The organism is Collinsella aerofaciens (assembly GCF_015552075.1).
Lineage (GTDB): Bacteria > Actinomycetota > Coriobacteriia > Coriobacteriales > Coriobacteriaceae > Collinsella > Collinsella aerofaciens_Y.
Genome location: NZ_JADNDZ010000057.1, coordinates 21706 through 40466, shown reverse-complemented (window position 1 = coordinate 40466; position 18761 = coordinate 21706). Strand labels below are relative to the sequence as shown.

The 18761-nt window shown below is 59.2% G+C and carries 16 protein-coding genes; 6 read left to right on the top strand and 10 right to left on the bottom strand.

The genetic code is table 11. The annotated features are described in order from the left end of the window. The first annotated feature begins 580 nt into the window (after positions 1 to 580). The 5 genes from ppk1 (at position 581) to I2D41_RS04240 (ending at position 6746) form a co-directional block, all read left to right on the top strand. Positions 581 to 2989, top strand: coding sequence for a polyphosphate kinase 1 (gene ppk1 / locus I2D41_RS04260; RefSeq protein WP_195363657.1), 2409 nt, complete (start codon positions 581 to 583; stop codon positions 2987 to 2989). A gap of 98 nt (positions 2990 to 3087) precedes the next feature. Next, the gene (gene rlmD, locus I2D41_RS04255; protein WP_195363656.1) at positions 3088 to 4416 is read left to right on the top strand and encodes a 23S rRNA (uracil(1939)-C(5))-methyltransferase RlmD; all 1329 of its coding nucleotides are present in this window, start codon (positions 3088 to 3090) and stop codon (positions 4414 to 4416) included. 106 nt (positions 4417 to 4522) lie between these two features. After that, a complete protein-coding gene (locus tag I2D41_RS04250; RefSeq protein WP_055287259.1) occupies positions 4523 to 5065 on the top strand; it encodes a DJ-1 family glyoxalase III in 543 nt (180 codons plus the stop codon). After that, positions 5062 to 5643 (top strand): Maf family protein, encoded by a 582-nt coding sequence (locus I2D41_RS04245; RefSeq protein WP_195363655.1) that lies wholly within the window; start codon positions 5062 to 5064, stop codon positions 5641 to 5643. The genes I2D41_RS04250 and I2D41_RS04245 overlap by 4 nt, the downstream gene beginning before the upstream one ends. A 101-nt stretch (positions 5644 to 5744) precedes the next feature. Further along, positions 5745 to 6746 carry a P1 family peptidase gene (locus tag I2D41_RS04240; protein WP_195363654.1) on the top strand — a complete coding sequence of 334 codons (1002 nt, stop codon included), beginning with the start codon at positions 5745 to 5747 and terminating at the stop codon, positions 6744 to 6746. 372 nt (positions 6747 to 7118) lie between these two features. On the opposite strand, the gene I2D41_RS04235 is transcribed toward I2D41_RS04240, so the two are convergent. Further along, a complete protein-coding gene (locus I2D41_RS04235; RefSeq protein WP_195232077.1) occupies positions 7119 to 8150 on the bottom strand; it encodes a glycosyltransferase family 2 protein in 1032 nt (343 codons plus the stop codon). Continuing rightward, positions 8143 to 9345, bottom strand: coding sequence for a UDP-galactopyranose mutase (gene glf / locus I2D41_RS04230; RefSeq protein WP_195363653.1), 1203 nt, complete (start codon positions 9343 to 9345; stop codon positions 8143 to 8145). The genes I2D41_RS04235 and glf overlap by 8 nt, the downstream gene beginning before the upstream one ends. A 231-nt stretch (positions 9346 to 9576) precedes the next feature. On the opposite strand from glf, the gene pta reads away from it, so the two are divergent. Further along, positions 9577 to 10557 (top strand): phosphate acetyltransferase, encoded by a 981-nt coding sequence (gene pta, locus I2D41_RS04225; protein WP_006234296.1) that lies wholly within the window; start codon positions 9577 to 9579, stop codon positions 10555 to 10557. Between the two features lie 348 nt (positions 10558 to 10905). On the opposite strand, the gene I2D41_RS04220 is transcribed toward pta, so the two are convergent. The 8 genes from I2D41_RS04220 to I2D41_RS04185 all read right to left on the bottom strand — a co-directional run bounded on the left by I2D41_RS04220 (position 10906) and on the right by I2D41_RS04185 (position 18725). Then, complete coding sequence (locus tag I2D41_RS04220) at positions 10906 to 12084, bottom strand: acetate/propionate family kinase (protein WP_195363652.1); 1179 nt, start codon at positions 12082 to 12084, stop codon at positions 10906 to 10908. A 164-nt stretch (positions 12085 to 12248) separates the two neighbouring features. Next, a complete protein-coding gene (locus I2D41_RS04215; protein ID WP_006234305.1) occupies positions 12249 to 13427 on the bottom strand; it encodes an acetate/propionate family kinase in 1179 nt (392 codons plus the stop codon). A gap of 120 nt (positions 13428 to 13547) precedes the next feature. Continuing rightward, entirely contained in the window at positions 13548 to 14708 is a 1161-nt protein-coding gene (locus I2D41_RS04210) for an MFS transporter (protein ID WP_195363651.1), read from the bottom strand. A gap of 119 nt (positions 14709 to 14827) precedes the next feature. After that, complete coding sequence (locus I2D41_RS04205) at positions 14828 to 15718, bottom strand: LysR family transcriptional regulator (protein ID WP_195363650.1); 891 nt, start codon at positions 15716 to 15718, stop codon at positions 14828 to 14830. A gap of 41 nt (positions 15719 to 15759) precedes the next feature. Then, entirely contained in the window at positions 15760 to 16095 is a 336-nt protein-coding gene (locus I2D41_RS04200) for a histidine triad nucleotide-binding protein (RefSeq protein WP_195363649.1), read from the bottom strand. A 49-nt stretch (positions 16096 to 16144) separates the two neighbouring features. After that, positions 16145 to 16411 (bottom strand): exodeoxyribonuclease VII small subunit, encoded by a 267-nt coding sequence (gene xseB / locus I2D41_RS04195; RefSeq protein ID WP_006234311.1) that lies wholly within the window; start codon positions 16409 to 16411, stop codon positions 16145 to 16147. Positions 16412 to 16453: 42 nt separating this feature from the next. Beyond that, the gene (xseA, locus tag I2D41_RS04190) at positions 16454 to 17905 is read right to left on the bottom strand and encodes an exodeoxyribonuclease VII large subunit (RefSeq protein WP_373161912.1); all 1452 of its coding nucleotides are present in this window, start codon (positions 17903 to 17905) and stop codon (positions 16454 to 16456) included. A gap of 115 nt (positions 17906 to 18020) precedes the next feature. Beyond that, complete coding sequence (locus I2D41_RS04185; protein WP_117800356.1) at positions 18021 to 18725, bottom strand: zinc metallopeptidase; 705 nt, start codon at positions 18723 to 18725, stop codon at positions 18021 to 18023. Between the last annotated feature and the right edge of the window lie 36 nt (positions 18726 to 18761).

Below are 18761 nucleotides of genomic sequence, written 5' to 3'. Positions count from 1 at the left end.
TCTCGGAAGGCACGTGCAGACCTTTCGTCATGGCCTCCTACCTTTCTTTCGGGCCTTTCGGCCGAATCTCTCAGCGCCCTTCCATAGCGGACGCTGCTTGCTGACAGCTCTAGTTATATCCAAATTCCACCCGCAATTCCACCTCGCCCCCGAACGGTCAACAAAGTGCGATGAACGGTATATCGCATGAGATTCCCCCATAATGTACTTCGGCGTTCTAAAGTAACTTTTCTAAGGTAAACGCTCTTTTTTCCTAAAAACTATTTGCAATTGCATCTCTAAACTTTTGATTCAGAATTGCATAGCTAAATCGGTTTTATGTATATAAATGATGTTTGTTTACGTTTCCGCCTGCATTCAATGATATTCAGCTATCCATCATTCTTATTCACACTTACGTACCAGTTGAGTGAGGATATAGACCGCTTGCAGACGAGCAGGGCGTCAGTCCTATGACTTGTCAGCGTAAGAAGTAGGTAAAGATACCGTTCGCACAATACGTCCGTGCCACAAGTCGACTAAATTGAGACAATAGTGAATAGGGTTAGGCTACCGTCCCCTGCGGGGACTGAACGGACAGATGCATATGCCGAGCAAAATCGAAAAAAAGCAAGCCGCCGCAAAGCTGCGCAAACCGCCTCGCGACTTCTCGTACACGCAGAACCGAGAGCTCAGCTGGCTACGCTTTGACAACCGTGTGCTTGACGAAGCCTTCGATGAGACCGTTCCGCTGTTCGAGCGTCTAAAGTTCGTGTCGATTTTCGAGTCTAACCTCGACGAGTTTCTCATGGTGCGCGTGGGCGGCCTGTCCGATCTGGCAGAGCTCAAAAAGCAACCTGTCGACAACAAGAGCAATATGACCGCCTCCGAACAGGTCGATGCTGTCATGGCCGAAATGCCCGGGCTCCTTACCCGTTGGGAGTCCATCTTTAAGAGCATCGAGGGCAAGCTCGACACCCTGGGCGTTCACCGCGCCCGCATCGATTCGCTTACGCCCGAGGAGCGCACCTTTGTAACCCGCTACTTCCAGGCCTACGTGTCGCCGGTCATCTCGCCGCTGGTCATCGATCCTCGCCACCCCTTCCCCAACCTACGCAATGGCGCGCTCTATCTGGCCTGTGGTCTGGACGGCGCCACCGACGAGGAGAGCCTGCTGGGCCTTATCGAGATTCCCGCCTCGATGAACCGCGTGGTCGAGATCCCCTCGCCCACCGGCACCTACTCCTACATCTTGCTCGAGGACGTCATCCTCGCCTGCCTGGACAGCTGCTTTGGCTCCTATAAGCCGCTGGATCGTGCGCTGATCCGCGTCACCCGCAACGCCGACATCGATCCGGACGGCGAGGGCGTCGAAGAGGAAGAGGACTACCGCCAACACATGAAGCGCATCCTCAAGAAGCGCCTGCGTCTGCAGCCGGTAGTGCTCGCGGTCTCGGGGTCGCTCGAGAAGGCGACGCTCAAGACCATCCGCAAGGCGCTCGAGCTTTCTCGCCGCTCGGTCTTTACCTGCGATATCCCGCTCGACCTGGGCTACGTCTTCGGCATTGAGGGCAAGATTCCCGAGCATCTACGCAACGAGCTGCTCTTTACGCCGTTTAAGCCGCAGCCCAACCCCACCATCGATATGACCCGCTCCATCCGCGAACAGGTGCTGCAGCACGACAAGCTGCTCTTTTACCCTTACGAGGCCATGAATCCGTTCCTGGACCTGGTGCACGAGGCCGCCTATGACCCCGAGTGCATCTCGCTGCGCATCACGCTCTACCGCGTGGCCAAGCAGAGCCGCCTGTGCGAGTCACTGATCGATGCCGCCGAGAACGGCAAAGAGGTCACGGTGCTCATGGAGCTCCGCGCGCGCTTTGACGAGCAGAACAACATCGAGTGGGCCGAGCGCCTGGAAGAGGCCGGCTGCACCGTCATCTACGGCTCCGAGGGCTTTAAGTGCCACTCCAAGATCTGCCAGCTCACCTATCGCGAAGGCATGGCGCTAACGCGTCTGACGCTGCTGGGCACCGGCAACTTTAACGAGAAGACGGCCAAACTCTACAGCGACTTTATGCTCATGACCGCCCACCCCGGCATCGGCGAGGACGCCAACCTGTTCTTCCGCAACCTGTCGCTGGGCAATCTGCGCGGCGATTACCGCTTCCTGGGTGTGGCGCCCGTAGGCCTCAAGCCGCTCATCATGCGCGGTCTGGATCGCGAGATTCAGCGCGCTCTCGCTGGCGAGCCCGCCCGTGTGTTCTTTAAACTCAACTCGCTCACCGACCGCGAGGTCATCGACAAGATCGCCGAGGCATCGTGCGCAGGAGTCCGCGTGGACATGATCATCCGCGGCATCTCGTGCCTCAAGCCCGGTGTTCCGGGCAAGACCGAAAACGTGCATGTCCGCTCCATCGTCGGACGCTTTTTGGAGCACGCGCGCGTCTATGCTTTCGGCGTGGACTCGGACATGATTTACCTGAGCTCGGCAGACATGATGACGCGCAACACCGAGCACCGCGTGGAGATCGCCTTCCCCGTGCTCGACCCCACCTGCCGCGCCCTGGTACACGAGTACATGGGCATGCAGCTGCGCGACAACGTGAAGGCCCGCAGCCTCACGAGCGACGGCACCTGGGTCCCCGTGGAGCGTGCAGAGGGTGAGAAACCCTTCAACTCGCAGGAAGCTCTACTGGAGCGTGCCTATCGCAACGCCGAGGCCGCGCCCGAGCCCGTCATTGAGGCGAAACCCGCCCCCGAGCCCGAGCCGCAGCCGGCAGCGCCCGAAGTCCAGCAGGTCCAGGCGACCGTCATTGAGCCCGAGCCTGCACCTGAGCCTCAGCCCGAGCCGCAGGTCGCCAAGCCCTCGTCCGAGACGAGCACCCGTCGCGAGAAGCCCGCTGGCAAGACCAAGGCCATCGAGCGTCATCGCCCCGGTCGCGTGCGTATGGGTCTGGGCCTGATTGGCCTAGGCCTTAAGACGCTCATTACCGGCAAGACCAAATAGACGTTTGTAGAAGGCGTTTGTAGAAGCGCCCCGCATTTGAGGAAAGCCTCGGATGCGGGGCGCTTTTCCCTGCTACCATGGTGCGGACAACAACACGAATGACAGGCAGGAATATGAAGCTCACTATAGAATCGATGACCTACGGCGCAGACGGGCTGGCGCACGCCGACAACGGCAAGGCCGTTTTTGTGCAGGGCGCCGTGGCGGGCGACACCGTCGAGGCCGAGATCGTGCAGGACGGCAAGTCGTTTATGCGCGCCCGCACCACCGAGATTCTGGAGCCGAGCCCCGATCGCATCCAGCCTCCCTGCCCCTTCGTGGGTATTTGCGGCGGCTGCTCGTGGGGCAATCTCTCGCGCACCGCGCAGCTTGCCGCCAAGGAGCAAAACCTGCGCTCCACGCTCGAGCGCATCGGCAAGTTCAGCCCCGATCAGGTCGATGAGCTGGTGCAGCCTATCCGTCATACCAAGGACGACTGGGGCTACCGCAATAAAATCGAGCTCGAGCCGACCGTTGTCAACGGTCGCGTGCGTCTTGGCATGCACGGCGTAGATCCCAGCAAGATCGTGACCGTCGATTCGTGCCCGTTGTTCGACAAACGCTTCCCCAAAGCACTCAAATCGGTCGTCGGCGCGCTCAATTATCTGAGCGGTAGCCACGACTTGGGCCTTGAGCGCGTGGGCATTCGCGCCTCGCGCCGCACCAAGGCGCTCGAGGTCGCACTCTGGACGCCCACGGGCTCTTTCCCACGCTCGCAGGTCTCGCGCGTACTGGCAGACGCCGCTCATCCCACGAGCATCGTGCGCGTGATGAGCAAGGGCGAGAAGAAGGCCCGCCGCGTCTCCAAGGTCGAGATGCTCGCCGGCGAGGGCTCGTGGACCGAGAATATCGCCGAGGGCCAAATGCGCCTTTCGGCCCCGTCGTTCTTCCAGGTCAACACCAAGGGTGCCGAGATTCTGATCGAACTTGTCATGGACGCGCTCGACCCTCAGGAAGATGAACTGGCTGTGGACCTGTACTGCGGCGCCGGCACCTTTACCCTGCCGCTCGCCCGCCGCTGCGATTTTGTCGCCGCCGTTGAGGCCTATGGCCCTGCCGTGCGCGACCTGCGCCGCAACCTCGAGATCAATAAGCTCGATAATGTCGACGTCATTGGCGGCGACGCCGTGCGCGAGTTCCCCGATCAGGATGCCGACGTTTTAGTGGTCGACCCGCCGCGCGCGGGCTTGGCACCCGAGGCCATCGACCTCATCGCCAGCACAAGCGCCCGCGATGTCGCCTACGTGAGCTGCGACCCGGCCACCCTGGCGCGCGACCTCAAGCGCTTTGTCGAGGAAGGCACCTTCTCCCCCGTCAAGATCACGCCGGTCGACCTGTTCCCGCAAACCTTCCACTGCGAAACCGTCGTCCACCTCAAGCGCAACTAGCGCCCTATCATTGCCCATAAAAATCATTCGGCGATTGAGCGTGGCAAGCGGGCACCTTCGGGGTATAAGACGGCTAATTGTATGCCGCCTTACGAAAGGAATCCTCATGCCCAGCGTTGCCGTTCTCGCCGCCGATGGCTTTGAAACTATTGAATGCTTGACCATGGTCGATGTCATGCGTCGCGGCGGCGTGCGTGCCACGCTCGTCTCTATCATGCCCACGCGTGAGGTCGTCAGCTCGCTGCAGATCCCCGTGACCTGCGATGCGCTCTTTGATGAGATCAACTTTGACGAGTACGACTGCGTTGTGCTGCCCGGCGGTCTGCCCGGCGCTACCAATCTGCGCGCCGATCAGCGCGTCTGCGACGTGGTCTGCGAGTTCGCCGCGACCAAGCACGTTGCCGCCATCTGCGCCGCCCCGTTTATCTTGGGCGAGCTCGACCTGCTCGAGGGGCGCCATGCCACGTGCTTCCCCGGCTTTGAGAAGAGCTTCCCCGAGGGAGCCTATACCGGCGAGAAGGTCACGCAGGACGGCAATATCATCACCGCCAGCGGCATGGCCCAGTCGCTCCCCTTTGCGCTTGAGCTGCTGCGCACGCTCGCCGGCGACAAGGCCGTCGAGAAGGTTGCCGAGGGCATCCAGCTATGATTTTGGCTTCGCAATCGCCGCGCCGCATCGAGTTGATGTGCGAGGCCGGCTATGACATCCGCGTCATCCCTGCCGATATCGACGAGACCCCTTTTGATGGCGAGGCGCCACTTACGCTTGTCGAGCGATTGGCACGGGCCAAAGCCGCTGCTGTCGCTGCCGAGCATGCCGAGCCCACCGAGCTGACCGTCGCGGCCGACACGATCGTTACCTTCGATGGCAAGATTTTAGGCAAGCCGGCAAACGAGGACGAGGCCCGCACCATGCTCAGCGAGCTTTCGGGGCGCACGCACCAGGTCGCAACCGGTGTCTGCATCGTTAAGGCCGGCGACACAGCCGCCCCGCATGCCGCCGAGAGCCTATCCTTTGTCGATGTGACCGACGTGACGTTCTATGAGCTCACTGACGAGCAGATCGAACACTACGTCGCCTCGGGCGAGCCCATGGATAAGGCCGGCGCCTACGGTATTCAGGGTGTCGGCGGACGCATGCTCGTGCACGATATTTCGGGCGACTTCTACAACGTGGTGGGCCTGCCCATCGCACGCGTCGCACGCGCGATTCAAAAACTCTCGTAATTGCATCTGGCGCTGGGTATCCCCCAGCGCCTACAATTTTGCCGTACCGTACGGATCCCGACCGGGCATAAGGCCCGGCGGAAAACCGATAGGAGTAAAACATGGACACACTGCTTGAGGCCATTGACGTTTGCGATGTCGATGGCTTTTGCTTTGGCAACTATACGGACGAGGAGGCCGGCACCGGTTGCACCGTAATCGTGGCAGCAGAAGGCGCCACCGGCGGCGTTGACGTTCGCGGCGGTGCCCCGGCATCGCGCGAGACCGACCTGCTGCATCCCGAGAACACCGTCGATAAGGTCCACGCTGTCTGCCTCTCGGGTGGATCGGCCTTTGGCCTCGAGGCAGCAAGCGGCGTTGCCCGCGAGCTCGAGAGCCGCGGTATCGGCCTGCCCGTCGGCCCCACGCAGGTGCCCATCGTATGCTCCAGTTGCATCTTCGATCTCGCCTATGGCGACCCCACCGTGCGTCCCGACATTGATGCCGGCATCGCCGCCGTTCGCGAGGCACTCGATAACACCCCCACCACGCTTGAGCAGGGCAACGTTGGAGCCGGCACCGGTGCCACGGTAGGCAAGCTCATGGGTCCTGCCACCTGCATGAAGGCAGGTCTTGGAGCCGCCGCCGTGGCGCTCGGCCCCGTCAAGGTGGGCGCCGTGGTCTCGGTCAACGCCTGCGGCAACGTCGTCGATCCCCTCACCGGCGAGTGGGTCGCCGGCATGCGCACTGCGGCCGATAGCGACCAGATCGTCGACATGGAGCTCGCAGCCTTTACCGCTGCCGGCTCCATGCAAATGCCGCTCGACCGCACCAACACCACCATCAGCTGCATCGTCACCAACGTGGAGCTCACCAAGGCCCAGGCCACCAAGGTCTCCCAGATGGCCGCAGACGCCTATGCACACGCCATCCGCCCCACGCACACCACCAACGACGGCGACACCATCTACACCCTCGCCAGCGGCAAACTAGGCACCCAGGCAAGCGCCGCCGTACCCCTAGACCTGCTGGGTATGCTTGCCGTAAGGGCCCTACAAACCGCCATCGTAAACGGAGCCAAAACCGCCAAAACCTCCCACGGCATCCCCGGCGCCGCCAAGTAAACTAGCTCGTCCGGTTGCCCGGTGGGGCTTGGTTATGTTTGCTGCTCTACAGTCCTGGCTCGCACGAAGAGCACATTAAGTGCTCTTCGGCTCGTGCGGAACTCGCGACAAACATAACCAAGCCCCACCGGGCAACCTACCAACCAGATTCTTTTCAGCCCAGGCCCCTGTGTACCGCGCGTCGAAGATCTTCAAATTCAAATAAACTGACAATCGATTCTTATAGCAGAGGCCCCTTGGCCTTTAGTTTGATACAAGTTCCGCACGAGCCGGAAAGCACTTAATGTGCTTTCCGTGCGAGCAGGACTGTTCGCAGTAGCAAACTAAAGGCCAAGGGGCCCAGTCAACCTATCAACAGCGATTACTCAGCAGCTAGTTGAATTTGAAGATCTTTGAGGCAAGACGGTATAGGCCGAGTGTGGTTTTGTCTCCGGCCCGTCCGCGCAGATTGGTGAAGAACCCGACCACGCCGTAGCGGGCACGACGATACATGCGCTCGTCGTAGGCCTTCAAATCATTCCACAGCATCTTTAGGCGCTCGTCGGCGCAATCTTCCTCGGAAAGCTTGGTGAGAACCGAGCAGATCGCCATCATCATGGTGAAGTAGCCCATCATGTACGAACGCAGACGCGACGACTCAACATCGCTGTACAAGTGGTACGACTCCATCATGATACGCGTAACACGGAACTGCTGGTCCAGACGCTTGACCATCGTTGCCTCGTTGACGCTCTGGCCTTCGCGACCGATAAAGTAGCGATAGAGGTCGATGTCGGCGTAGTACATGGTCTTGCAACGCGGCAGCGGCACGTAGGCGTAGATGTTGTCCACATAGAACGTGTGCGGCGGCATGGGAAGGTTGGACTCGCGCAGCACATCCGTGCGATAGCACAGGCTGTGCATGAGTAGGTTCTGGTCCAGGCGGAAATGACCGATCTGATCCCAAGAAAAGATCTTTTTGCGCGGCAGGGCAAATTTGTAGCCAATAGCGGTATGCGTGCCCTCGTAAACCTTCTCGTACACGTAGTTCGAGATAAACAGGTCAACGCGCTGGTCGCGCTCCTCAAAGCCACGCAGAATCGACAGCATGGTCGAAAGGGCAGCGCCGTCAAGCCAGTCGTCCGAATCAACAACCTTGTAGTAGGTGCCCTGCGCCTCGCGCAGACCCGAAAGGACGGCAATACCGTGACCGCCGTTCTCCTGGTGCACCGCGCGGATGATTCCAGGATAACGGGCCTCCCACTCGTCGGCCTTGGCGGCCGTCTCGTCCTTGGAGCCGTCGTCCACCACGATAATCTCGATATCGGTGGCGTAATTGCTCCCCTCCAAGATGGAGGTAATGCAATGGTCCATGTCCTTGGCGGCGTTATACGAGGGAATACCGAATGTTATGACTTTATGCATGGCAGGCGATAATCTCATCCGAAAGATCGAGGGCGGAATTGGTCACAGCGTCCATATCGTAGTAACGATACTCGGCCAGACGACCCACCGGGTGGAAGTTCGTCAGGTTCTGGACGCGCTCAAGATAGCGCTCATAGAGCTCACGGTTCTCGGGCTCAAGAATGGCGTAGTACGGCGTCTCGCCCGAGCCGGGCGTATAGGCCTTAGAGTACTCCTTCATGATGGTGGTCTTGCCGGGCAGGACCTGACCGGTCATGTTCTTGAACTCGGTGATACGCGTGTAGTCCTCGCTCGTGGTGTAGTTGACGGTGCCCACGGGCTGGAACTGGTCCATATCGAGCGTCTCGAACTTCATATCGAGTGTGCGGTACGGCAACGCACCCAAGTCGAGGTTGAACAGCTCATCGAGCGGACCGGTATAGACGATCTCGCCACCATAAACCTTGCCGTCGATCTTGACGGTGGTCTCGTCGATCTCAAAGAGATCGTGGGCGTCCACGTCGCAGAACACGTCGATCAGGTCGTGGTCGAGCATGTGCTCAAAGAGCGCCGTGTAGCCCTCCTGCGGCATGCCCTGGAAGGGGGCTTGCGGGAAGTAGCGGTCATCATCGCCCACAAAGACGGGAACGCGACCGGTGATCGAGGGATCGATCTGATCGGGCGTCTGGCCCCACTGCTTCATGGTGTAATGCAAAAAGACGTTCTCGTAGACGTAATCGGCGACCTCGGCCAAGTCGGGGTCGTTCTTCTTACGCAGCTCCATAATGGGCACCTTGACATCCTTGCCAAAGGTCTCCACGAGCTTCTGATACAGCTCCTCGCCGCGCTCGTCACCAAAGGCGAGCTTGAGACTCGCATGGTTGAAGGGCACGGGCATAAGGGTACCGTTGATGTTGGCGAGCACCTTGTGCTGATAATCCGTCCACTTGGTAAAGCGCGACAGGAAATTGTGCACGCGCTCGTTAAAGGTGTGATAGATATGCGGACCGTACTCGTGAATCAGGATTCCGGCCTCGTCAGTGCAGTCGTAGGCATTGCCCGCTATGTGGCTACGGCGCTCCAAAACGGCAACACGATAGCCGATGGTCTCGGCAAGACGGCGGGCGCAAACGGCACCGGCATATCCAGCACCGACGACAATCATGTCGTACGCGCCGGCGTTAAAGCCTTCAGGCAGGCCTGAGGTAATCTGCATCGATACTCCTTGTCAAAAGCCACGGGCTCGTTAGCTGGGCTTTTCTCGAACATTCTTCGAGACATATTTATCAGAGCGATTATAGCGCTAATGCGTCCTATAATGAGCTTGCCACACAAGGAAAGCTCAAGCACCGCGGCGTACATAATTGAAAGGTAAACCCGCTAGCAGCGGGTTTATTCGTGAACAGCCGGGCGCCTGGAGCTTAGCGAAACGCTTGTAAGGAGTAACATGAGCGATTTCCTTAACCGTATGAAGTCTGCTGCCAAGGCCGACCTTAAGACGATCGTCCTGCCCGAGGGCGAAGATCCGCGCACCATCGTCGCGGCCACCAAGATCATCGAGGAGGGCCTGGCAAAGATCGTCATCCTGGGCAACCCCGACGAGATCAACGTTCCCGGCGCCACCGTCATCGACCCGCGCAATGCCGAGAAGCACGAGGAGTACGCGCAGAAGTTTGCCGAGCTCCGCGCCAAGAAGGGCGTTACCATCGAGCAGGCTCGCGCCCAGGTGATGGACGCCACCTACTTTGGCACCATGATGGTCAAGATGGGCGACGCCGACGGCCTGGTCTCCGGCGCCTGCCACTCCACCGCCGACACCCTGCGCCCCGCGCTTCAGATCCTCAAGACCGCCCCGGGCACCAAGCTGGTCTCGGCCTTCTTCGTGATGTGCACCGATACCCCGCAGTTCGGCACCGACGGCACGCTGATCTTCGCCGACTGCGGCCTCAACATCAACCCGTCCTCCGACGAGCTCTCCGAGATCGCCATCGCCTCCGCTCACTCCTGGTCCACCTTCATGGGCAACGTTGAGCCGCACGTGGCCATGCTCTCCTACTCCACCATGGGCTCCGCCGGCGGCGAGGTCGCCAAGAAGGTCCAGGAGGCCGTGAAGTTCTGCAAGGAGAAGGCTCCCGAGCTCGCCATCGACGGCGACCTGCAGCTCGATGCCGCCATCGTCCCCACCGTCGCCCAGCTCAAGGCTCCCGGCTCCTCCGTCGCTGGTAAGGCCAACGTGCTCGTGTTCCCCGACCTCGAGGCAGGCAACATCGGCTACAAGCTGGTCCAGCGCTTCGCCGGTGCTGACGCCTACGGCCCCATCCTGCAGGGCATCGCCAAGCCGGTCAACGACCTTTCGCGCGGCTGCTCTGCCGACGACATCGTGGGTGTCGTGGCCATCACCGCCGTCCAGGCTCAGATGGCTGAGTAGCGAACATATCCCCTCGGGACCCTACAGGGTAAAGCTCTGAAAACGTCCTCGGACATGCATGAAACCCCCGCTGCGCACTTCGTGCGGCGGGGGTTTCATGCGTCCTGCGGAAAGTTTTCAGAGCTTTACCCTGTAGGGCCCCTGCCGCCACGTAGCAATCAGGGCATCTGGAGTGGACGGCGGCTTGGCTACGAGCTGGGGCTGAGGATCTGAATGGATGGGTGTCGTTGCTGGGAGCGCAGGCGTTACTGGTGATGATCACTTTGGGACTGGAATTTCCGCCTGCTAGCAAAAAGGCCTCCTGAGCTGCTGCTCAGGAGGCCTTTCGTTCAATCGCAAGCGAACGCACTAGTTGTTCTTGGTCAGACGCTCGACGTCGTGGGCGATCATGTATTCCTCGTCGGTGGGGATGACCATGACCGTGACGGCGGAACCGGCGGCGCTGATGACCTGCGGGCCGTTGCCCACGGCCTCGCGGTTCTTGTTGTTGTCGATGCGTACGCCCAGCCACTCAAAGCAGTCGCAGAAGGCCTTGCGGATCGACCAGTCGTTCTCGCCGATGCCGGCGGTAAAGGTGATGGTGTCCACGCCCGCCATGGAAGCGATCATGGAGCCGGCCTGCTGCATGGCCTTGTAGGCGAACATATCGAAGGCGAGCAGGCAGCGCTCGTCGCCCTCGGAGGCGCGTGTACGGATGTCGCGGGCGTCGTTGGAGATGCCCGAGATGGCAAGCAGACCAGACTGCTTGTTCATCATGTCATCAACTTCCTGATAGCTGTAGCCTCCCTCGCGCTGGAGGTAGCACACGGTGGCCGGGTCAATGGAACCACAGCGAGTGCCCATCATCAGACCGTCGAGCGGCGTCAAGCCCATCGTGGTATCGCGGCATACGCCGTCCTCGATAGCGGCGAGCGAGGCGCCGTTGCCCAGGTGGCACGACAGCAGACGGTGGCAGCGCGTGCCCAGGATCTCCTTGGCCATCATCCACTCGTAACGGTGACTCGTGCCGTGGGCGCCGTACTTGCGCACGTGGTACTTGTCGCAGACGTCCTTGGGCAGGGCGTAGGTGTAGGCGACCTCGGGCATCGTCATATGGAACGACGTATCGAAGACGGCCACGTTGGGCAGCTCCGGATATTTCTCGCGGCAATACTCAATTGCTGCGGCCTCACCGTAGTTGTGCAGCGGGGCAAGTGGCGCCACCTCAAGGATCTTGGCCATGACCTCATCGTCGACGACCGCGGAATCATCGAAGTGCCAACCGCCCTGAACGATGCGATGCCCAATGCCATCGATCGTAAAGTCGGTCTTCTCGAGCTCCTCGAGCACGCGAGCGATAGCAGAGCGATGATCGGGGAAGGGAATCTCCTCGGTCTGCTTGGCACCACCGTTCTCGGAGTGGCCAAAGATGCCCATCTCCGAGCCGATGCGCTCGCAGTTGCCCTTGGCGAAGACCTCGCGAGTATCGGTGTCCAAAAGCTGATATTTAAGGCTCGAGCTGCCGGCGTTGACAACAAGTACGTTCATGAGACTCCTTCGTGATTACAGTACGGTCGGCAAACCTATAAGGCGGCCGTATCCTTAATAAGAAGTTATCAGAGTTCAATAATTATCTATTAAACTCTTCGCTCAAAGCGCATAAAAGGGGGCTGAACGGCACAAGGCCATCCAGTCCCCTCCCCTTGCATCAATTACTTGCCGTTGACGATGCGCTCGACGTCGGAAGCGATCATGAACTCCTCGTCCGTGGGGATGACGAAGATCTTGACCTTGGAATCCTTGGCGGACAGGCACCAGGCGCCGTCGCCACGCAGGGCGTTGCGGGCATGGTCCATCTTGACGCCCATAAAGGCCAGACGGTCGGCCACACCGGCGCGGACAGCCGGAGCGTGCTCGCCGATGCCGGCGGTAAAGACAAGCGTGTCCATGCCGCACATGGAGGTTGCCATCTCGGCGGCCTTGGCGGCAATCTTGTAGACGAACATATCGAAGGCGAGCTGAGCCTCAGGGTCACCGGCAGCGGCGAGCTCCTCGACGTTGCGGCAGTCGTTGGTCTTGCCGCCGGTCACAGCCAAAAGGCCGGACTTCTTGTTCATCATCTCGTCGACCTCGTCGAAGGTGTAGCCGCCCTCGCGCTGCAGGTAGCACACGGTAGCCGGGTCGATGGAACCGCAGCGGGTGCCCATCATGACGCCGTCGAGCGGCGTCAAGCCCATGGTGGTGTCCATGCACTTGCCGTCCTCGATGGCGCACAAGGAAGCGCCAGAGCCGATATGGCACACGACAACCTTGCGGGCCTCGCCGTTGGTCATCTCGGCAACCTTCTTGGAGATGTAGCGATAGCTGGTGCCGTGAGCGCCGTACTTACGGATGTGCAGCTTGTCGCAAACGTCCTTGGGCAGAGCGTAGGTCTTGGCGACCTCGGGCATGTTGAAGTGGAAAGCGGTGTCGTAGACCGTGACGTTGGGCAGATCGGGATACTGCTCCAGGCAGTACTCGATAACGTTGGCCTCGGGGTTGTTGTGCAGCGGCGCCAGCGGGGCGACCTCGCGAATCTTGGCGAGGACGTCCTCGTCGACGAGGGAGGAATCACCAAAGTACCAACCGCCCTGAACGATACGGTGGCCGATGCCCTCGATCTTGACGCCGTTGGCCTCAAGGTCCTTCAGGACGACCTCGATGGCGACCTTGTGGTCGGGGAACTCGATGTTCTCGGTCACCTTCTTGGAGCCATTGGCAGCATGGGTGAAGGTACCACCGGTAAAGCAGACGCGCTCGCAGGAGCCCTTTGCGGACACCTTATGGGACTTGGTGTCGATGACCTGATACTTAAGGGTCGAAGATCCCGCGTTGACGACCAGAACGTTCATGTGTCTCCCTACTAACAGGCGGTGTGGCGCCGCCAGGTTACATACGCTTCAATAGTAAACCCAAACGCCCTCGCGCTCGGGTTTATTGCGTTGATATATAAGTTATCGATGCCTGGATGCTCATGGCCTTTGACTTGTAAGACGAAACAGCGCGGGAATATACGCCAACGAAGAAATCCCAAGCGCAGCAAGCAACACAACCCGAATACCCACAACGCTACTCAACACAGCATTGAGCAGATAGAAAAGAACGGCGCCCACCGCCACCATCTGGCTTTGAACCGAAATCAGCGAACAGCGCATCGATGAATCGGCAGCATTTTGAAAAACTGAGTATTTGATCGGAGCAAACAACGCGTAAGCGACCGTCTGCAGCACATAGAACACAGGCAATAAATAGGCTGGAGTTAAGGGGTTCAAAAACAAAGCAGCCAAGAAAAGACGAACGATGCCGCAAATACGCGCAAAACGGCCCTTGTCGACATGAGCAACCACACTGGGCACAAAAAACCCTATGGAGGCGGAGACAAGGAGCTGGACCGCAATGGTCACGCCAGAAGCGACGGCATTCATTCCGCGACCTGCAAGCAGCAGTGAGAAAAAGTCTTCCAGAGCGACGAAAGCAAATGCTTGGGAACAATCCATGATGAACGCCGAGCAAAGAATGCTATTGCCCGCAATAGCGGCCTTGATCATCTTCGGGCTAATTCTACGCACGGGTATTGCAGCAGTGCCTCCGCTTCGCCCCTCAGGAATACAGACAACGACAACCAATGTCAGCACCATTGCGATGATATCGACCGAAAGCCCAATGAGATACGCGCCGGCGGACGAAATGAAACCGCCCACACAAGCGGAGAGGGCATAAGACGCGTAGAAGACAAATCGTTCAACGACATTAAGTCTCACGAGTTGGTCCTGAGAGACACTGTCAATGTAAATCGCTTCGATGGATCCGCTCACACATGCAACGGCAAGACCTTTGAGAGCAAACGCACCGATTAAGAGCAGAGGAGATCGGACGAGGAGCAGAGCGGTGTAATATCCGAGCATTCCCGCGACGCCAACGAGGCCGCTTACCTTTCGCCCAAACCTGTCAGCAATATAGCCAGTAGGAACCTCCAGAATGAACTTGCTCACTTGGTAGGCGATCATCATGCTGGATATCGCCACCATCGAGAAGCCGACAAACTCAAGGTAAACCGTCAGAAAATACAAGATGGTGCTGAAGTTCGACAGGAAAACGAACGTCATATAGAGCAAAACCATACGGTTTCTCATACCTCGCCCTCCAAGAGTCAATAATCCAAACCGAAATCTTGGAAAAGTATGAGAGCAAAGCCGTCAACCATGCGTTACGAAGCGTCACTATTCACTTGACGACGCGATGCCAAATGGTCTCACGAAGCGAGATGGCGCAATAGGTGAAGGAAAACCGCCTGGTGTCGATCAGTCCACGCATTTTGCCGATAGCAAAAGTAGATAGGCAAGGTTACGTCACGCGATCCTTCAATGGAGCACTCGCTCACTTCTGATCCATCCGATGCAAGAGAAGAGCCAGATAAACTCAATATCAATCCCCCAGCTTGAAGAAACTCAATCTGAGCCCTGCTTCCGTATTCGACATCACGGAAACGGAAATTAACAAGCTGGGCTTCGGGACATTGGTTAATTGCATTGAGACAGGGTGACAAATTAATTGGAACAGCGAGCCTGCCGCCCAGTAGCTCACGAATAGTCATAGCTTCCACAGATTGATGACCCGCTGGGCACGAAAGAACCTTGAGCTCCTTTTCGCCCAAGTATTTCGAAGAAAGGACACTGTCCCTTGGTTCCTCAAATGAGATGGCCGCATCCGAAATGCCAAGCACAAGTGATTCAAAACATGTAGCCGTTGGCTGATGCCACACATCAAGGTGAATCTGAGGGTGCGAACTTTCAAACGAGTCGTACCAATTTTCGAAAAAAAGGCGCCCCCGCCCGTGAAGACAGGGGGCGTAAAGACGGAAATGGCCGTCGGGCGAAACGCCGCCGTTCCCCGATTGAGCGCACTTTTTGAGATCGTCGACTTGCGCCAGGATCACGCGTGCACGACACGCAAACTCTCGGCCCGCAGGAGACAAAATAGCCTCCCCCGCCGATCGGTCGAGCAAAACAATCTGATACTCAGATTCCAACTTTTTTATTGCCGACGAAACGGCCTGTGGGCTCACATGAACGGCTCGAGCCGCTTTGCGCACGCCGCCGTAGTTCGCTACCGCTTGAAGGTATTCGAGTTGAGAAAGCTGCATAGGTTACTCCAAAGGCAGCCAAGTCGACGGCCTACGCGTCCTCAGATGAGGTTCTCGCCCAGGTTCTTGCCGCCGAGGACGTGCATATGGAAGTGCATGACGGTCTGGCCGGCGTTGACGCCCTTGTTGGAGATGACGCGGAAACCGTCCGCCAAGCCCTTGGCCTTAGCGACCTCCTGGATGGCGTGAGCCATGGCGCCCATGGTCTCGGCCGGCACGTTATCGGCGATATCGCTGTAGTGCTTTTTGGGGATCACGAGCGTATGGACCGGCGCCTGGGGATTGAGGTCGTCGAAGGCGATGACCTGGTCGTCCTCATAGACAACGGTCGAGGGGATCTCGTGGTTGGCAATTTTGCAGAAGATGCAATCGCACATGGTTGGTTCCTTTCTCACAGACCAAGGTAATTATATTTGGTCGGGATGGTTAGAACGAGAGGTTGTCGTCGGTGTTGGCGGCTTCGCCGTCGGCGAGCACGTCGTTGCCGTCGACGTCCTTAAGAAGCACCGAGACCTTCTGCTCGGCATCGGACAGGCGGGTGCGCAGGCTCTTGAGGAGCTCGACGCCGCGGGTATAGCTCTCGAGCGACTCCTCGAGCTCCATATCGCCCGACTCCAAGCTGCGGATGATGAGCTCCAACTCCTGCGAAGCCTGCTTGTACGTAAGCTGCTCGACCGGGGTTTTCTCTGCCATATCTGTTTCCTTTCCTAAAGGTTTATCGCTATGAAACGCGGCCTACTCGACCGTATCGACCGTTGCCGTCACGTTGCCGTCTGCCATGCGCACGCGGATGGCGTCACCGGCCTTAAAGGTCTTGGCGCTCGTGGCCACCCCATCATCGCTGTACGCGATGGAATAACCACGGGCAAGCACCTTGAGCGGCGACAGGGCATCTAGCGAGGCTGCCGCACGGCCCAGGTCGGACGCGGGCTTGTTGAGCATCGTGCGCCCCTGATGCTCCAGACGGGAACTCGCAAGCGCGAGCGCATGGCGCTTGCCATCGAGCCCCGAGGTGCTTGCAACCAGACGCTCGGGCAGGCGCTCAAAGTTGGAGCGGAATGTCCCGACCGAGCGTACTATGGCGCCCGACAGGCGATCGGCCGTCAGGGCAAGCTCAGACTCGCGACGCTCGACCATAAACGTTGGGTCGTTGAGGCACGGGCGGCACGCAGCCGCATCGAGCGCATCGCCCAAGCGGGCCGTATAGGTATCCCAGGCGCGGCGACCGCGCTGGTCGAGCATCTCCAGATCAACCTGATTCGACCCAATCATCGATGCCATCGCGGCACCCAGACGCTGATGGCGCGCCTCGAGCACATCGGCCAACTCCGTCATAGCCGGCGCCACCGATTCTGCCGCCGCCGTGGGCGTGGAGGCGCGGCGGTCGCTCACCATGTCACAAATCGAGGTATCAGGCTCATGGCCAATGCCGGTCACCACGGGCACAGGACAAGCCGCCACCGCGCGAGCAAGCTCCTCGTCGTTAAAGGTCATGAGGTCCTCAAAGGAGCCGCCGCCGCGCACCAGCAAAATACAGTCGGGCGCCGGCGTGATGGCGGCGGCGCGGCGCAAGCCCTCAATGAGCTCAGCCGGCGCACCCTCACCTTGAACCTTGGCGCCCACGCAGACGAGCTCGACGAGCGGGTTGCGACGACGCAATGTGCGCTTGACGTCGTCGATTACGGCACCCGAAAGCGAGGTGACGACCGCCACGCGGGAGCAGAACACCGGAATACGGCGCTTGCGCGCTTCGTCCATCAGGCCCTCGCGACGCAGCTTTTCGGCCAGTTGCGCCACTTGTTGACGCAGCAGACCCTCCCCCGCCAGCGAGAATGAGCGAGCGACAAAGCTCATGCGGCCCGTGGCCTTATAAAGATTGAAGCTGCCCTTAAAGCTCACCTGCATGCCGTCGCGCAGATCGAACGTGCGCTTGAGATAGGCACCCTTCCAGATGATGCAGTCGACGGCCGCCGAGTCGTCCTTGATCTGAAAGTAGCAGTGGCCGCTTCGGGCATTGGGGCCACGGAAGCCCGTGACCTCGCCCAAAACGCTCAGCTGCGGAATGGCATCGAGCGCGCCGGCGGCGATCTCCACCGCCTGGCTCACGCTGAGTTCCTTACGCTCCTGCTCGTCCGAACCGTCGAACTCGGCGGAAACGGCATTGCCGGTCAGATTCCAGCCTGCCACGCAGCCTCCTTTCGTTATCGTGCACAAGGGCTCCGGCCCTGCGCAAATTCAAGTCCAACACATAGTACAGCGCCGCGGGGACACAAATCTCCGCGGCGCCTGTCAAGCCAATTTGTTATCGGTTGGAGTTTCTGTTGTAGCGAGCCATAAGATAGAGCAGCTGAATGATCGAAGTGAGCGCTGCGGCAACATAGGTAAGCGCGGCTGCCGTCAGGACCTTCTTGGCACCGTTGACCTGCTTGGAGCTCATACCCGACTGCTCGATATACGCCACGGCGCGGCGGCTGGCATCAATCTCGACCGGCAGCGTAACCAACTGGAACAACACACTAAACGAGAAGAAGATCAGCGCGAGGGTCGTGAGTCCCGCGATGTTCATAAACAGACCCATGAGCAACACGATGGTCCAAGTGTTCTGGGTAAAGTTGACGACCGGCACGAGGGCTGTGCGTACCTTCATCATGGCATAACCACTTTGACGCTGGGCGGCATGGCCCGCCTCGTGGCAGGCGACGGCAACGCTTGCGACCGACCCGCCTGAACGGTTGGCATCCGACAGATACAGGTTGTTGTCCTGCGGGTTGTAATGATCGGTGAGCTCACCAGCGACACCCTTGATACCCACGGCGTTGCAGCCGCTGGCGTCGAGCATGCGGCGAGCGACCGTGGCGCCCGTGTCGCCGTCCGAGCGAACCTTGGACCAGGTTTTATATGTCGAGTTGATATAGTTCTGTGCGGCAAGGCCAAGCACCGTGCAGACAAGAACAACCAGCAGGTACAGCGGGTCGATACCAAAGCCGTATCCATAGTAATAAGGCATGCGAATTCCTCCGAATCGAGTTACACGTTGGAGGCA

What these genes read in the sequence shown, in the direction of transcription:
- ppk1 (WP_195363657.1), top strand. Translation starts at nt 581, where the DNA reads ATGCATATGCCGAGCAAAATCGAAAAAAAGCAAGCCGCCGCAAAGCTG.
- rlmD (WP_195363656.1), top strand. Translation starts at nt 3,088, where the DNA reads ATGACAGGCAGGAATATGAAGCTCACTATAGAATCGATGACCTACGGC.
- I2D41_RS04250 (WP_055287259.1), top strand. Translation starts at nt 4,523, where the DNA reads ATGCCCAGCGTTGCCGTTCTCGCCGCCGATGGCTTTGAAACTATTGAA.
- I2D41_RS04245 (WP_195363655.1), top strand. Translation starts at nt 5,062, where the DNA reads ATGATTTTGGCTTCGCAATCGCCGCGCCGCATCGAGTTGATGTGCGAG.
- I2D41_RS04240 (WP_195363654.1), top strand. Translation starts at nt 5,745, where the DNA reads ATGGACACACTGCTTGAGGCCATTGACGTTTGCGATGTCGATGGCTTT.
- I2D41_RS04235 (WP_195232077.1), bottom strand. Translation starts at nt 8,150, where the DNA reads ATGCATAAAGTCATAACATTCGGTATTCCCTCGTATAACGCCGCCAAG.
- glf (WP_195363653.1), bottom strand. Translation starts at nt 9,345, where the DNA reads ATGCAGATTACCTCAGGCCTGCCTGAAGGCTTTAACGCCGGCGCGTAC.
- pta (WP_006234296.1), top strand. Translation starts at nt 9,577, where the DNA reads ATGAGCGATTTCCTTAACCGTATGAAGTCTGCTGCCAAGGCCGACCTT.
- I2D41_RS04220 (WP_195363652.1), bottom strand. Translation starts at nt 12,084, where the DNA reads ATGAACGTACTTGTTGTCAACGCCGGCAGCTCGAGCCTTAAATATCAG.
- I2D41_RS04215 (WP_006234305.1), bottom strand. Translation starts at nt 13,427, where the DNA reads ATGAACGTTCTGGTCGTCAACGCGGGATCTTCGACCCTTAAGTATCAG.
- I2D41_RS04210 (WP_195363651.1), bottom strand. Translation starts at nt 14,708, where the DNA reads ATGAGAAACCGTATGGTTTTGCTCTATATGACGTTCGTTTTCCTGTCG.
- I2D41_RS04205 (WP_195363650.1), bottom strand. Translation starts at nt 15,718, where the DNA reads ATGCAGCTTTCTCAACTCGAATACCTTCAAGCGGTAGCGAACTACGGC.
- I2D41_RS04200 (WP_195363649.1), bottom strand. Translation starts at nt 16,095, where the DNA reads ATGTGCGATTGCATCTTCTGCAAAATTGCCAACCACGAGATCCCCTCG.
- xseB (WP_006234311.1), bottom strand. Translation starts at nt 16,411, where the DNA reads ATGGCAGAGAAAACCCCGGTCGAGCAGCTTACGTACAAGCAGGCTTCG.
- I2D41_RS04185 (WP_117800356.1), bottom strand. Translation starts at nt 18,725, where the DNA reads ATGCCTTATTACTATGGATACGGCTTTGGTATCGACCCGCTGTACCTG.